We start from the raw sequence: 15,334 nt of genomic DNA on the forward strand, positions 1-15,334 counted from the left end.
ACAACCACCTTGAAAAACGCCGGCATGGCACGTTTGGTGATAGCGTGTGGGGCTTCTGAGGCTTTAGCATTGCTGCCGCCTCCGCCCAAATCGGCTTACGCCCATGGCTAAATTTTGTAGCACAGATCCACATCTGACAGCTGGCGGCGATTCGGACGCTACTAACTGATTGTGCCCTTCGATTTTACAAAATATTGATATGCGCCATTGTAACGCCACCATTTAGTGTTAGGATCCAAAATTTACCATGGATGGAACACACAGATGAAGGCGCTCATCGACGTTATACCTTCGGCTGAGCAGCTTGCGCTGTTCTCCCGAGTCACCTCTGGCGTTGATGTCATTCGAGGAGCTGCAGGAAGCGGGAAGACGACTACAGCCCTCCTCAAGCTGCGCACGAGCGTGGCGTTCTATTTGAATCGCGCGCGGCGGCAGGCCGAACCTCGACCTGTCAAAGTCTTGGTGCTGACATTCAACAGAACGCTTCGTGGCTACATAAACGAACTCACCGAACGGCAATTGGGTCAAGAGCCTCTCATTTCGCTAGAAATTGCCACATTCAACAAGTGGGCACAGCGCTTGACCGGCGCCCGGAACATTCTCGATCTGGAAGTTGCATCAGCCCATCTCCGACGACTCGCGGCTGCCGCAGGGCTTGAGTCTGAATTCGTTGTTGAGGAAGCTCAGTACGTTCTTGGTCGTTTCCACATTGATGAATTGGACGACTACTTGTCTGCACGTCGAGATGGACGAGGCGTGACGCCTCGGATGGAACGTCCGGCCAGGCAGCAGCTCCTTGAGCTCGTCATCCGACCCTATATTGAATTCAAAGCAGAGCATGAACGGGTAGATTGGGGGGATCTGGCGTGCGACCTAAGCAACACCCAGCTTGAGCAATACGACGTAATCGTGGTGGACGAGACCCAGGATTTCTCGGCAAATGAGGTACGAGCGGTGCTCAATCAGCGCTCGGCGGACGCCTCAGTGACCTTCGTACTCGATAGTGCTCAACGCATCTATTCACGCAACTTCACGTGGGTTGAGGTCGGGGTAAACCTGCGCCCGGAAAAGAGCCATACCCTGCAGACCAACTACCGGAACACCCGTCAGATTGCTCAGTTCGCGAGTGCCATGCTCACAGGGCTCCCGATCGACGACAACGGGACGATGCCAAATTACGCCACCGCAAGGGCTGATGGGCCAAAACCGATCGTCTTGAGAGGCTCGTACCCGAATCAGGTACGCGGAGCGATAGAGTTCCTTCGCGACATTGATCTCACCCAACAATCTGTAGCGTTTTTGCACTACAAAGGCTGGTTTCGGGATCTGATACCCGCTCTGAATCGTGCGGGTCTGCCCTTCGTCAATCTGACCGGCTCTCCTATATGGCCAGATGGGCCTGAGAACATTGCATTGTGTACGCTGCACTCCAGTAAGGGCCTGGAGTTCGATCACGTCATCATGATAGGCCTAGACGGTTCTGTTCTTCAGGTAGACATGCCTGATGATGAGGATCAAATCGATGTGGCAGAACACGAACCATCAGCGCGACTGCGCCGCCTGGTCGCAATGGGCGTGGGAAGGGCCAGGGAAAGCGTCCTGATTGGATTCAGGCCATCCGACGCGCCGGACATTATGCATTTCGTAGATGATGATCTGTATGAGGGCCGGGACGTATGACTATTCAGCAGCTTATTGCGGAGCGCGGCATCGAGTCCATCCTCCACTTCACCACCAATCGCGGCTCCCTTGGGCTCTTTGCATCAAGGGCGCTCAAATCTCGCCAGCGCCTTAACGCAGATCAACAGCTTAAGCACATCTTCCAACCTAATGCGCGCTACCGAGACAAGGATCGGGCCTGGCTGGATTATGCCAACCTTTCCGTCAGCCAAATCAATACTGCGTTCTTCAGAACGTGCTCCGGTAGCTGGCACAGGGAGAAGGATTTTTTCTGGTGCATTCTGGATTTCACGCCTGAAATACTGCTTCACGATGATGTCTGGTTCACGACGACGAACAACATCTACACCAACGTCGAGCGTGCAAAGGGCCCTGAAGGGTTGGAAGCCATATTCCAGACCCCAATTCATCAGTACCTAGCAAATTACTCACATCGTCTCGCCAATCATCCGAGTAATCTCCCGACCTGCAACCAAGCCGAGATCCTGTACCCCCAAGAACTGTCGACAGACCATTTGCAACATATCTACGTGCGTTGCGACAATGACAGTGACGAGCTAGCGGGTCAGATGGCTGCAACGGGGCATTCCCCTGTCAACGTAGTGGTTAGGCCAGAGCTGTTTGAAGGGATCAGGTGAGTAGAGCAATGTCAGAAAATAGGCTGCAACGCACAATTTCATCGGCGCTATGGGCAGCCTACGGCGACGCCATGGGATTCCCGACGGAGCTCGCTTCCGAAAACCTTGTCAGCGAACGACTCAGTCAGCCACGCTCAACCAGAACGGAGCAATGGCAGAGGATTATCGGCGGAAGATTCGGCGCTCAGGTCGTCCTTCCCGCAGGAAGCTATTCAGACGATACTCAACTGCGTCTTTCGACCAGTCGCGCGATCTCAGGTCAAGGATATTTTGATGTAGAGGCATTTGCCAAAATAGAACTGCCTATTTGGCAGGTCTATGCGCTGGGAGCCGGACGAGGAAGCAAGTCAGCAGCGAGCTCACTCTGCAATCGGAGCACGAACTGGTTCAGCAACTTCTTCAACGGGTATGTGAATGGCGGCGGCAACGGTGCAGCGATGCGCGTCCAACCTCACGTATGGGCCGCTGCAGACGTTTCAAACAAGCCTTCGTATCTGGTTGATGTCATCCGTAACGCCATTTGTACTCATGGCCACATGCGGGGTATCGCGGGGGCTGTTGTGCATGCAGTTTCTCTAGCTCACGTATTCCAACACGGGCGTGTGCCCAGTGAAACAGAGTGGTTCCAATTTACATCCGATATCCGGAGTATCCCTTCTCTGATCAGAAGCGATTCGGAGCTCGCAACGTTCTGGGCGCCTACGTGGGAAAAGGCTAGTAACACGTCGCTTCAAATTGCTGTGGATCAGGTTGCGGCTGAATGGGAAGCTTCTGTTGGTAACGCGGTTAATTGCCTGGACAACAAATCGGCATCACCTGCTGAGCTTTATGTTGAGATAGTCACCAGCGACAAGGGACTGAGCGCCGAAGAAAGAGGCTCAGGACTCAAATGTGCCCTGTTCGCTAACGTCGCAGCACTTCTGGGCCAGCGAGTAGGCTCCCAAGAGATCATTGAGCAGGTAGTCAATTTGCTTAACAGCGATACTGATACGATCGCGACCATGGCGGGTGCATTGATAGGCGCTGCACACCCAGATGTCAGATGCTTGGGTGAAATCCAAGATGATACTTACCTGCGCCAAGAAGCAAAGCGCCTATACGCTATCAGTCAAGGTGGACGTGCTGAGAGCTTCACCTACCCAGACATGCTCTATTGGCAAGCCCCTAGGGCTGTTATTGATTCGTTGGAAGCCACGCCAGCAGGCCTCGAACTCTTGGGCTTGGGCAAGGTTAAACCGTCTGGCCGAATCTTCTCCGGCAAACAAAAGTCGGCAGTGTGGCAATGGTTTACGGGTGATTGGGGTCAGACATTGCTCATTCGCCATCGCCCTGCACTGTTAGGTAACGAAGATGCCGTAGTCGACACTCGGAAGGCATCGCGCCCGGTGAGTAATACGGTCGACATGTTTGATGAGCCCACTACGGTCAGTGAGAAACAACCAGCCGTTGAAGCGCCTATTCAACGTCACAATGTATTGCCCGAGGTGAGTGCTCCTCCTTTAGAGTCGGTACAGCCTGTACAATCGATACAGCCCGTACAACCGATACAACCCACGGCGCATGCTGACTACGTCGCTCCGCGCGAGACGGGATCTCTTGAGCCTGGCAGTCACCACTACGGTGGCCAGCCACAAGAGAGCATCGCCCCGCCCGACCTGGATGCACTGACCAATGAGGCGATCAAGACATTTGATCCAACGGTCATAGGCCAGCACCTGTTAGACCTTTCTGAATTCCCCAACGGAATTTATCTCTGTGTGGCCTACTCATCGATCATCGCGAAGGCACGTGTGGCGCGTCTGCGCAGCAAACGTAAAGAGCAGGTCTGACTGACTCAGGAAGAATTCGTTGGGGATCCTCGTCATTGGGGATCCAGGTCATCCAGGATGCGAATGCTGGATGACCTGAGCAGGATATGGAGCGCGCCACGAATACACCGGTACGTGTCACATTTCCTGCGGATCTTCCCCCTATCCGGAATGAGTTCTGACAAGTCGAAGCGGGGAAACCGGTATGTTCAGCAAATACCGTCCTCTGACCCATTCAGGCGTCAGTCCCGATGCAACCAGCACCCTCCTCCAACTGGCGTAGTCGAGCAAGTCCAAAGCCCGCTGGACGAGCATGGGAGCCTCCAATGGGAGAAGATCGTCGTACTCTTCAAACTTGGTAAATCCTTTGCGACTGAGGTGGGTGAACCCTGATTTCGCCTGCTCAGCAGTGAGCAGATCAAGCGCCCTACCCCGATAAATCAGCGCCTTGAAACTCACCTTCCAGCGTAACTTGAGTTCCTTCAAGGCATGCCAGTTCAGGTACCGACCTCGCATTGCAGGGAATTCAGAAGCAAAGCTTGCTCGCGGCATCAACAGCGCACTTGCGAATTGGTTCGCCTGGTCTTCGGTGTGTCGGCAGCCGGTCTCGATGCCTTGATGCATCACCAGATGACCGAGTTCATGAGCCAGATCAAAGCGCTGGCGGCCTGGGCTGCTTTTGGCAGTGCTACGAACGATCAAGGGCCGTTTGTTGAACAGTGAAAACGCATCCACACGCTCGTCGACATCGGCGAGATTGACGACGAGGACACCCACTTTTTCCGCCAGCTTGGTCATGCTGGATATAGGGCCTAGGCCCAGGCCATGGTCGCGGCGAAACTTCTCAGCGATTCTCTCAATCTCGTCTGCCGGAGGCGTCGGCCCGTCGTAAGGTTTGAAACTTACAGGCGGGAAGGCAACCTCCTTCTCAAGCTCATCGACCAGTAGCTCAAACATTTCCACCTGAGCGGCAACGGTCTTCTTCAGCGTTTGGGATGAGGAACGCACGCTACGAAAATGGCACTGTTCAAGGTCTACGGAACCCCTGCGTGTAGTGAAAAAAAATCTCTCATCAACGCCCAGTAGATCGCTCAGCTGCTTGAGCTGAGTGGGAGAAGGAATCGCATTGATTTCAAGCTTGTGAGCGTACTGCCGGGTGACATCGAGCAGGTCGCCGATTTCAGCCAGTGAACGGCCCGCAGCACATCGCGCGAGCCGAAGCTTGTCTGGGGAGAACTCATCCCCAAGCGGCAAAAAGCCATTCCTATCATTCATCGATCTGGTCAGCGTCTATCGGTACATTCCGGTTGGCATCTTTGTCCCTGCGAGTAGGGAATTGTTCCGGGATATCCACTTCCTCGGGCAAATCGATCGTGCGAACGGACTGAAGTGGTGTGTAGTCATGCATCCATTGGCAAACGACATTTAGATTGGTATCAAGTCCGAGCACCGTCACCGTGAGCTTTGGATCTTCCATATTGCCATCACTGTCGACGTATAGGCGCCAAGTCAGATTGCTATCGTTCGAAGGGCCCAGCAGACTCGCTTGATACAGCTCGACTCGACTAGCCACCATGCGGTGCGCTTTCTTGCGCACATCAGGATCATCCATAACGACCTGCATCAGCACACCATTGACGCTCGGGGTGTAATCCATCGTGCTGTTGGCGAGCCGAAACCATGGCAGCGACTTATCGCGATGCATGGTTTTGAAACGACCATGCACACGCCCGTAAAGCAATGTCCCAACCGTCCAGTTCGTGTCGTCTTCCGTTGATGCCGCTGCCAAAGCGCGATAGGCCGCTTGGAGTACGTTCTGGCATACGATCCCCAGGTATTCGGAGGTCAACTTAGGTTCGAAATCACTTGGATGTTGGGTTTGGGGCATGCATAACACTCCTAAAAGCGTGCAGATATGGATGACTGTCAACCGGCATTTTTGTGCAAAAATCCGAATATGTCAACTGCATTGACATCGAACGCTGGAGGCTAAAGATAAGGCTACTGCTATAGCTGGGCTACGTGCTGCGGAGACTCAGTCGAGCGGACTTAGACGACTGAGCGTTCAGGAGCACTCAATGCACATACCAGCCAGTCGCGACTGACCAGCTAGTGGTTTTAGGTACTCAGGAAAGTTGAGCGAAGGCCCGCGAGCCCGACAGGAGCCGCAGCTCGAAATCGCGGTCCACAGTGTCGAACATCGTGCTGGAGGCACCCCAGGCATGTTTCTGGACGACATCATCCTAAAGTCGCCAGATATAGCAACTTTCCAGATCGTATATCTGACCCGGAATACCCTCGCCGAAACATGCGAATTTTTGTAACCTGTAGATGCCCAACTCCGCACTTGACACGTTTGCCAACATCAGGACATAAACACTTGACAAGCGGCGACTGATCGCTCCTGCTAAGCTATTAGCACAACGAAGTAATTTTCCACCGAAAATTCTAGGTGATAAATGGAACTGAGAACATACATCGATACCCTGATAGACGCCGAACTTGAAAAAAACATCGCCTTGTTGGGCCCAACGGAAGTAGCTCTAAATTTTTTGTTAGAGCTGGTAGAACAGCAATACAGTCATGGAAACTTTGAAGCAGGTGAGACTTTACGTCCCGCTCTTGATATTTATACGCCAAAAATCATTAATGGCCTCAAACCTGAACCCGCTTCCACGGGCCTTACGACGCTGGATTGGCCTAAGATTTTTTCGTTTTCTTCAGCGTATTATCATATACGCGATCTTATCTATTTGTCGTTCGACAACCCAGAAGCTGTTGAATGGTCTAAAATTGATTCTACGATAAGTATAAAACTGCGAGATACTAGTTTCTCTGAGCAAATTGTATATGAGCACCAGCTATTTGCACTCAACTCAGCAGAACTCTTGGACGAAATATCTTTGTCAGAAGACGAGTTCCACGAATTACTCAGCACCACTGGGCGCTGGGACTATCACAACCCCAACATGGAAAAAATACTTACCGAAATCACTTTCAGAACCAACAAGAAAATACAGGGATTTTTCTCTTACATCTCAGAGGATAGCGAAGCCAGCCTGGGGACTTATAGCTACAGCGAATTCTATAAGGTTTATCACAGCCTACTGACATTCGCCATGTACGAAAGATACCACGCCTCAGCTAATAAATTATCATGTGTCATCACCTTGACCGAAGCCGAAATCAGCCACGAAGTAAGCAATATCACCAATGTCTCACTCGAAAAATGTTCAACTATTTTGAAAGACATCGCCATCAGCTCGCGCGGAACTTTCAACCACATACCCAAAAAAAATAAATATTTCTTATTACCTTTCAGCTTTTCTTTGAAGGATGGCATTTCGTCGATACTGAAGCACTGCGCTGGCAGAAACGCCGATCATTTCTCTGGCCAATTCGCCGGCATAATCGGCGACGCTTTAGTAGAGGAAGTATCTCAACTATTTTCTCAGTTCAGAAATTTTAAAACTGAAAAAGAAATTCTTCTTCAAAGCTACGACACATCCCTGCCCGACATCGACGTTCTCGCACTATCTTACGAGCCATCGCTGGGGTTTCATGCATTTGCTTGCGAGGTGAAAAACAATCTACCCGCTACGTGGGCCAAAGAGTATTTAAAATCAAAAGGTAAGAAAGGCGCCATAACAAAAGCGCTAGAGCAAACTGAAAAATTAAAGGATTTCTTGCAAACAGCTCCGGGCATTGAGCTTTTGCAAGTGTTAATCCAGAAAAACTTTGCTCATCTCGACTTCAACAGACTCTTCCCAACAGGCTATTGCATCACGGTCGACTTCTTGATAGTCACATCCCAAAGCATGGGGGCTTTTTTCCAGGATCGCGCAACCGCCATACTTAACAACACGATGCTGAGACATATCGTATCTCGAAGCGATGGCGATACAAATTTTATTTTGAGCCATCTCTGGGATATGCAGCGCTACATCAGATCTACCTACGAAGAAAAAAGTGAGTCAATTGATTTAGAAGCTACCACCGTCAAATTTAGCACCCCATGTATCAAAGCTTACATGAAGATTGAGCAGCACAAGTACCTTTCAGACGGAAAACTTGAGAGTCTCGAAGATAAGTCACTAAGTTCAGGCTATCGCTTCATTGACACTCTCGGCCTCATTGACATAGCCGAGCATCAGAAATTCTTTATCACCATTCGTTAGCACGCGAACATACACTGAGGACGAACCACGGACTCATGAGCTGATTTCTGCTGGTGATGGCGCTGAAATCTGTCCATCTAATTATCAACGGGACAGATCACAGGCTCAATGAGCATGACCCAACCTAACTGGGCTCGCAGCTGGGCCATATCAATGAACGAAATGCCACTCCCAAGCTGCACCTAAGTTCGCATTGGAAAATGCGGCTAAAATACCAGTTAAAGAACTTATTTTAATGATTTCAAAGGGGCGTAAGACCATTCATCCTTTACACAACTACACACCACTAAGTAATTCCACCGGAGTAATGGTTCGATTCCCTCTACCCGCTCCATATCACCTCAGTTCAAGCACCTCATTTCCGAGCCTCCAATCAGCGGTACTCAACCTTGCCCTGCCCAAGGCAACTGCGGCTTGCCCCCTTCTGTGTAGAGGTAGCGTGCAGTGTTGCTCACCAGGAACCGTCGAAGCTGTATCAGGGTTTGCGGATCACCGCTGATCCCTTCCGGGACCGCGGCGAAGTGCTGACCTTGCCACTACTTGTAATATTGTTCAAACACCGCCAATTGTTCGGGCCTGATCAACTGAAACGGCACCCATACATCCGTTTCTACAGGCTCTCCCTTGATCATCTTGAGCGCTGATTGCACCGCGCTGGTCGCCTGGGCTCTGGGATCCTGGAATACCGAAGCGACCAGCATTCCGCGTCTGATTGCCGCCAGACCGTCAGGCAAACCGTCGATTCCGATAATCGCAATCTCGCCCTTGGCTTTACCGGCCTGTTGCAACGCCATAGCTGCACCGATAGCCATCTCGTCGTTGTTGGCGACGATGGCATCGAAACGACTACCAGCCAGCAACCAGTTGCTGGTCAGGTCCATCCCTTTGTGGCGTTGCCATTCAGCACTTTGCTGCTCGACAATCTTGATCCCTGGATATTCCTTAAGTACCTGTTTGACGCCTTCGGTGCGGTCGCGGGTGGCGTTTTGCGCCAGATCACCCATGATGATCGCGAGGCTGCCTTTGCCTCCAAGCTTTTCAGCCAGGTACCGCATTTGTAACTGCCCGGCCTCAATGTCATTAGAGGCCACTGTAACGACGCCTTTGGGCAGGTTGCGCTCGTCCGGGTGACGGTTGACGTAAACCAGCGGTATCTTCGCCTCGACCGAGGCGCGCGTGATGTTCGCCGTAGCGGAGGTGTCCACCGGCAGGACAATAATCGCGTCGACTTTCTGGTTGAGAAAGCCTTGGACCTGGTTAAGTTGGCGCACTACATCGCCTTGGGCGTCTTCAAACTGAATCTGCACGTTTTCCTTTTTAGCGGCGTCAGCCAGCCCGTTACGTACGTAGGTCATGAAGTTGTCGTCGACTCTGGCGATGCTTACGCCGATGCGATAGTCGGCGACGGCCCATTGACTTAAAAACACTAGCAGGGTGGCGAACAGCAGTGTGCAACGACGCATGATGGTTTTCCTTTTGTTGTTATAGGTTGAAACGTCATCAAGAGATAAAAATGTGTAATGCTTACGAGCGGTATTCGTTGAAACGATGGGGTTACCCTTCAAGCGTAAAGGCCTGTCTGAAACGCTCAAGCGCGACCTCGCTATCACCGCTGGCCCAGCTTTCAAGGCCGACAACACCGCTATATCCCATGCCGAACAAGGCCCTGGCAATCGCGGGATAGTGTATTTCGCCGGTGCCGGGCTCCATGCGCCCAGGGACATCGGCAACCTGTATTTCGCCGATGGCACTGCCGGCGCGCTGAATCAGTTCGATCAGGTTTCCCTCGCCGATCTGTGCGTGATAAAGGTCAAGGTTCATCTTCAGATGCGGGCTGCCCACGGCCTCGATCAACGCCAGGGTATCGTCAGCGCGAGCGAACGGCGTGCCCGGATGATCAACTTCAGTGTTGAGGTTTTCCAGCAGGAACACCCGACCCGCGTCTTCGCCCAGACGAGCGATTTTTTCCAGCGTCTGGCATGCACTCAGCCACATGCGCCCGGTGGTCTGAGTGACCGGTTTAACCGGCAAGCCCTGGTCACCGAGACCTGTGCCATGCAGGTTAAGACTTGGGCAACCCAGCTGAGCGGCAACCGCCAGGGACTCCTGTGCGCTGTCCAGCAGGTGCCGGATACCATCAGGCTCGGTCAGGTTGCCGGAGATGTAGCCGGTCATGGAGGTGAAGTCCGCGCCGGTCGCCGCAAGGGCCTGAATGTCTTTGGTCGTCCAGTTCCATATCTCAACGCTGAAACCCAATGCATGGATACGTTTGACGCGCTCGATGAAGGGTAAATCAAGAAAGACCATCTCGGCGCTGATCGCCAGTTTGAACGGTGTCAAACTCATGAAAGAGCTCCTTGCACACGCACCGTTTTGCCCTGCTGAAAGGATTCGATACAGGCGCGGGCGATAGCCAGTGCCGCTCGTGCGTCTTCGCCGCTAGCCAACGGTTTTTCTCCGCTACGAACACAGTGAACGAAGTGATTGAGCTCGGCTACATACGTATCACGCAGCAAGTCGGTGTCCATGCGCCGGGTGTCGGCCTGGACCCCATTGGCCAGGTACCGTAGCAGGTCAGAGTCGTTGACATTCCCCATCGTCAGCATGCCTGCGCTGCCGAACACTTCGCCCCGAACATCGTAGCCATAGACCGCCTGGAAACTGGCTTCGGCAGTGGCGATGGCACCATTGTCGAATCGGATCGTGACCACCGCCGTATCGAGAAATCCTCTCTCCTTGTAGCTTGGTGCGATCAGGGCATCAGCCATCACAAAAACCTCAACCGCTTCGGCACCTGGATTCAGATAGCGCAGAGTGTCGAAGTCATGGATCAGGGTTTCCAGGAAAATCACCCATTGCGGTGACGCTGCCGGATTGTTCAGAGCAGGATCGCGGGTCAGCGAACGCAGCAGTTGTGGCGTACCGATCCGACCGGCAACTACGTCCAGATGAGCGGTGCGGAAGCTCTTGGCAAAGCGACGGTTGAAGCCGACTTGCAGCGTCACTCGTGCATCGGCTGCGGCGTTGATCGCGCGATCAGCCTCGTCGAGGGTGATCGCCATCGGCTTTTCACAGAAGACACCTTTGCCGGCGCGGGCCGCACTGATGACCAGTTCGGCATGGCTGCGGGCCGGGGCGGCGATCAGCACGGCGTCGATATCCGGGTCATCGAGCAATTGCTGGGGGTCGGTGTAGACCTTCTGCACACCAAGTTCTGCCGCAAGGCGTTCAGCCTGGCCGGGGGTAGGGTCAGCGATGGCGGTAAGGTTCGCGCCGGGAACATGACGGGCGGCGCTAAGGCCGTGAAAGCTACCCATGCGGCCAGCGCCGATGAGACCAAGGCGGATGATTCTGGTTGCACTCATGAAAAAATGACTCCCTTATTGTTTTTATGACTCGGCGGTAAAGTCCTCGTCTGGTTATGCAGGGAGCAATCACTGTGCCAATAAATAATTCATTGATATTTAAGGTTTTATTTATTTATCTGGATTGAGCAGTGTTCATTTTGATGACATGTCTATACTGGCATGTCAAAAATATCGACATAGAGTTGAGTGATGAATCAGCCACCTGCCGCATTGAGTGCCGAAGACCGAGATTACCTCACAGCACTAGGCCCAGCTTCTTTGAATGCAGGACCGGGCAGCGCGCTGGATCAAGCCTGGCAAGCGTGCTTGCAGGGGGCGATCGATCGTCCTCCAGGCGTCAGGCAGGTGGTTTGGGAGTCCTGGTTGCGCAGCGTCAATGCCGGGCTTGATCCAGAGGATGGTAAATACCGTTTTGTGACGCCCGCCGAGCTGGATGCAACGCAGTCAGCCAATCGGGTGCTGATAACAGTAGCGGCACAAGTCATGCGAGGTTTACTTGCCTATAACCCCAAAGGCCATATCAACCTGACCGATGCCGAAGGCACGACATTGTATTTCTGTGGCCTTGACCTGACCCCCGTAGGCAGTCGATTGCTGGAGTCGGTGCAGGGCACCAATTGTACCGGGCTGGCGATAATCGAAGATCGCTTGGTCTATGTGCTCGCCGAGGAGAACTTCGGGCTTGGCCTGCGCCAGCGCCGCATGCATTGCGCCGCCGCGCCAATCCGTGATGCCCAAGGCAGGACGCTGGGTATGTTGACCTTGACGGCAGAGCCAGGCTGGTTTCATTTCCATACGCTGGGTACTGTCCAGTCTGCCGCAGAGGCGGTTTCGCGGCAGATGGCGCTGCAAGCCTTACTGGAAGAGCAACAGACTGTGCTTGAAGTGCTCAACGAGGGCTTGGTGGTACTGGATGATCAGGGCTGTATCAAAGCGCTCAACCATTACGCCCGACAGTTGTTCCGCGTTGGCCGCGACCTGCTCGGCAGTCCATTCAAAAGCCTGGGGCAGAGCGAGTTAACCGACTCAGTCCTGCTCGGCAGCCAGGAAGGGGTGCGGGACCTGGATTGCACTTTCGAGCTGCACGACCGTAGTCATCTGGCGTGCCTGGTGTCGGTCTGCCCGCTAGAGCAAGGCGGGCGGATTGTATCGTTGCGCGAGAACCGACGTATTCGGGAAATCACCCGGCGAATCATTGGCACCCAGGCCAGCTACACCTTCGAAACCATCCTGGGCCGCTCTCAGGCGATTCAGAATGCAATGCATCTGGCCCGCATAGCCAGTCGCAGTGATTCGACCACGCTGATTCTCGGTGAGAGCGGCACGGGCAAGGAACTGTTCGCCCAGGCAATCCATAACGCCAGCGACCGGTGTGGGGGCCCTTTCGTGGCGGTCAACTGCGGAGCCATTCCCCGCGAACTGGTGCAAAGCGAGCTGTTCGGTCATGTAGAAGGGGCTTTCACCGGCTCGGCTCGGGGTGGCTCGGCAGGCAAGTTCGAATTAGCCGACGGAGGGACGATCTTTCTGGACGAAATCGGTGACATGTCCTTTGATGCGCAGGTCAGCCTGCTGCGCGTGCTGCAGGAAGGTGAAGTCACACGCGTGGGGGCAAAAAAATCTCTGCGGGTCAACGTTCGCATCGTCGCCGCCACTCACCGCAACCTGAGCCAGGCGGTGGCCGAGGGCGCCTTTCGTGAGGATCTTTACTACCGACTCAACGTGCTGAATCTGACGGTGCCGCCATTGCGGATGCGCCGCGAAGATGTGCCGCTGCTGGCACGGCATTTTCTGGCGCGTTGTGCCCGCTCGTTGCGCAAGTCGATGCAGGACCTTTCACCAGCAGCACTGGATATTCTTGGCACCTATCACTGGCCGGGCAATGTTCGCGAGCTGGAAAACGTCATTGAGCGAGCGACCAATCTGGCGATGACCGAATTGATAGAGCCGAGCGATCTGGCGCTGGAAATCAGGCAGAGTGGGCGACCCTCGACGAGGGGAATGGCGCCCGAGCCCCGAATGGCTCAGGACCTCGGCACGCATGAGATGAATGCGATCATTGCCGCCCTGAAAGACACGCGCGGAAATATCCGCCTGGCTGCTCAACGGCTGAATGTATCGCGCGGCGGGTTGTACAACAAAATGGGCCGGTTTGGACTCAACGTTGATACGTTCCGTTCTTGTGAGTAGCAACAAGGCTCGGGGCTTCATATCCCCTGGCTCAATGCCGCTGCCCGGCGCGCACCTTATCTCTCCAGCGCGCTGATCATCTGCGTAGGGGTGTATGTGGGCATCCACGGCTGGAACGGCCTGTATTCGTGAGATGACATCATGTTCGAGCTGACCAGTTATCTGGGTCTCTTTTTAGTGGCATTCGGTGCCGCCACGCTGCTGCCCTTGCAGTCTGAAGCGGTGTTAGTCGGCATGCTCCTTTCGGAGCGCTACGTGACCCTCCTGCTTTTGCTGACCGCTACGGCGGGCAATGTTCTAGGCTCGGTGGTGAACTGGTACCTGGGCCGCTCGATTGAACGCTTTCGCCATAAGCGCTGGTTCCCCATCAGCGAGCGTCATCTCGACAAGGCGCAAACGACGTATCGTCGCTATGGCCGTTGGGCATTACTGTTCAGTTGGGTGCCCATCATCGGCGACCCGATTACCATGATCGCCGGTGTCATGCGTGAGCCACTGTGGAGTTTCCTGCTGGTTGTCACACTGGCAAAAGCCCTGCGTTATCTGACACTGACAGTGATCACGCTGGGCTGGGCGCTGTAGGTGCCAAACACGACTGAGACTTCCACAAAGACTGTGTCGTAATCACCGATCCAGGCCTCATTCATAAGCCTTTTATAAAACACACAATCACGCGCATTTATTAACACATTATATTGCGTGTACTCGTATTTGCGCTGCTAGAAACTCGCATTGAATTATTAACTGCAAAAATCTCTAACTCATTGAAATTTAATACCAAACTGAGGCAAACGCGCATGAGTGCACTTCTAGATCGAGCTGAGCAAGCAGTGTCAGCTACAGCTATGGTTCGCGGCTTCAGTGCGAAACTGAAGAAAGTCACCAGCGGAGAAGTTTCGCATTTGGTGATATTCAAGGACAACGAACCAGCCGCAGTTTTGGTAGGTGTTGATGCCTATCAAGCCCCTGCAGGACGAGCTTGAAGACCTTCGCGCCGAGCGCTTAGCCATTGAGCGTCTGTCCACGCTGGATGAAAAGCATACTGTGAGCCTTGAAGACATGGAGGCTCGCTATAGATAGGCCCTACGATGAAATGGAGCGTCCGCTTTCACCCTGATGTTGATCAAGACCTCAAACAGCTGGGAACGGCTGATGCACGAAGGATCCTGAAAGTCATACGCGAACGGATTGCACAAGGAGAGCCTGACAAGATTGGAAAGCCGCTTCGCGGAGCGCTATCCGGTTTTCGCCGGGCACGAACGGGGGATGTTCGCATCATTTATCACGTCAACGGCACTGAAATCGTACTGGTTCTGTGCGTGGGTGCTCGACGTGATGACGAGTTTTACGAAGCCGCTTATCGGCGAGTCTGACTTCAAAGAACCGCTTAGGCTTTTTTTTGATTTCAGTTTTGTGGAAAACTGAAATCAAATCTCTGCCCAGTACATACCCCGTCTCAAATTTCAACAAATTTG

The 15,334-nt window shown here is 53.4% G+C and carries 12 protein-coding genes and 2 pseudogenes; 9 read left to right on the forward strand and 5 right to left on the reverse strand.

The genetic code is table 11. The features are described 5' to 3' along the window. Nucleotides 1-264 precede the first annotated feature (264 nt). The 3 genes from ABJ99_RS16815 to ABJ99_RS16825 are packed head-to-tail and all read left to right on the forward strand — an operon-like array spanning nt 265 to nt 4,147. Nucleotides 265-1,680 carry an AAA family ATPase gene (locus tag ABJ99_RS16815; protein WP_054086780.1) on the forward strand — a complete coding sequence of 472 codons (1,416 nt, stop codon included), beginning with the start codon at nt 265-267 and terminating at the stop codon, nt 1,678-1,680. Then, nucleotides 1,677-2,318 (forward strand): DarT ssDNA thymidine ADP-ribosyltransferase family protein, encoded by a 642-nt coding sequence (locus tag ABJ99_RS16820; RefSeq protein ID WP_054086781.1) that lies wholly within the window; start codon nt 1,677-1,679, stop codon nt 2,316-2,318. The genes ABJ99_RS16815 and ABJ99_RS16820 overlap by 4 nt, the downstream gene beginning before the upstream one ends. Before the next feature lie 8 nt (nt 2,319-2,326). Further along, the gene (locus tag ABJ99_RS16825; RefSeq protein ID WP_054086782.1) at nt 2,327-4,147 is read left to right on the forward strand and encodes an ADP-ribosylglycohydrolase family protein; all 1,821 of its coding nucleotides are present in this window, start codon (nt 2,327-2,329) and stop codon (nt 4,145-4,147) included. Between the two features lie 141 nt (nt 4,148-4,288). Here the strand turns inward: ABJ99_RS16825 and ABJ99_RS16830 are convergent, their stop codons facing one another. Together ABJ99_RS16830 and ABJ99_RS16835 are read right to left on the reverse strand one after the other, a co-directional pair. Further along, nucleotides 4,289-5,401, reverse strand: coding sequence for a helix-turn-helix domain-containing protein (locus ABJ99_RS16830; RefSeq protein ID WP_054086783.1), 1,113 nt, complete (start codon nt 5,399-5,401; stop codon nt 4,289-4,291). After that, nucleotides 5,394-6,014, reverse strand: coding sequence for a hypothetical protein (locus ABJ99_RS16835; protein ID WP_054086784.1), 621 nt, complete (start codon nt 6,012-6,014; stop codon nt 5,394-5,396). The genes ABJ99_RS16830 and ABJ99_RS16835 overlap by 8 nt, the downstream gene beginning before the upstream one ends. Nucleotides 6,015-6,585: 571 nt before the next feature. On the opposite strand from ABJ99_RS16835, the gene ABJ99_RS16840 reads away from it, so the two are divergent. Continuing rightward, a complete protein-coding gene (locus ABJ99_RS16840; protein WP_054086785.1) occupies nt 6,586-8,304 on the forward strand; it encodes a hypothetical protein in 1,719 nt (572 codons plus the stop codon). A 536-nt stretch (nt 8,305-8,840) separates the two neighbouring features. On the opposite strand, the gene ABJ99_RS16845 is transcribed toward ABJ99_RS16840, so the two are convergent. From ABJ99_RS16845 to ABJ99_RS16855, 3 genes are all read right to left on the reverse strand, one after another. Next, nucleotides 8,841-9,767 carry a sugar ABC transporter substrate-binding protein gene (locus tag ABJ99_RS16845; protein ID WP_054086786.1) on the reverse strand — a complete coding sequence of 309 codons (927 nt, stop codon included), beginning with the start codon at nt 9,765-9,767 and terminating at the stop codon, nt 8,841-8,843. Nucleotides 9,768-9,858: 91 nt separating this feature from the next. After that, nucleotides 9,859-10,650: a TIM barrel protein gene (locus ABJ99_RS16850; protein WP_054086787.1), complete on the reverse strand. Its 792-nt coding sequence runs from the start codon at nt 10,648-10,650 to the stop codon at nt 9,859-9,861. Further along, the gene (locus ABJ99_RS16855; RefSeq protein ID WP_054086788.1) at nt 10,647-11,669 is read right to left on the reverse strand and encodes a Gfo/Idh/MocA family oxidoreductase; all 1,023 of its coding nucleotides are present in this window, start codon (nt 11,667-11,669) and stop codon (nt 10,647-10,649) included. Before ABJ99_RS16855 ends, ABJ99_RS16850 begins: the two co-directional genes overlap by 4 nt. Nucleotides 11,670-11,861: 192 nt before the next feature. Here ABJ99_RS16855 and ABJ99_RS16860 point away from each other — a divergent pair, with 192 nt between their 5' ends. From ABJ99_RS16860 to ABJ99_RS27335, 5 genes and pseudogenes are all read left to right on the forward strand, one after another. Next, the gene (locus ABJ99_RS16860) at nt 11,862-13,859 is read left to right on the forward strand and encodes a sigma-54 interaction domain-containing protein (protein WP_054086789.1); all 1,998 of its coding nucleotides are present in this window, start codon (nt 11,862-11,864) and stop codon (nt 13,857-13,859) included. 24 nt (nt 13,860-13,883) lie between these two features. Further along, nucleotides 13,884-13,991, forward strand: a pseudogene (locus ABJ99_RS27330) (nickel/cobalt efflux protein RcnA); the annotation flags it as partial. A gap of 9 nt (nt 13,992-14,000) precedes the next feature. Next, the gene (locus ABJ99_RS16865; RefSeq protein WP_054086790.1) at nt 14,001-14,441 is read left to right on the forward strand and encodes a YqaA family protein; all 441 of its coding nucleotides are present in this window, start codon (nt 14,001-14,003) and stop codon (nt 14,439-14,441) included. Nucleotides 14,442-14,704: 263 nt separating this feature from the next. Next, a pseudogene (locus tag ABJ99_RS16870) lies at nt 14,705-14,939 on the forward strand (type II toxin-antitoxin system Phd/YefM family antitoxin). Nucleotides 14,940-14,947: 8 nt separating this feature from the next. Beyond that, nucleotides 14,948-15,232 (forward strand): type II toxin-antitoxin system RelE family toxin, encoded by a 285-nt coding sequence (locus ABJ99_RS27335; RefSeq protein WP_080378192.1) that lies wholly within the window; start codon nt 14,948-14,950, stop codon nt 15,230-15,232. The last annotated feature ends 102 nt before the right edge of the window (nt 15,233-15,334 follow it).

The sequence above is a fragment of the Pseudomonas syringae pv. cilantro genome, assembly GCF_001293775.1.
GTDB classification, from domain to species: Bacteria; Pseudomonadota; Gammaproteobacteria; order Pseudomonadales; family Pseudomonadaceae; genus Aquipseudomonas; species Aquipseudomonas syringae_P.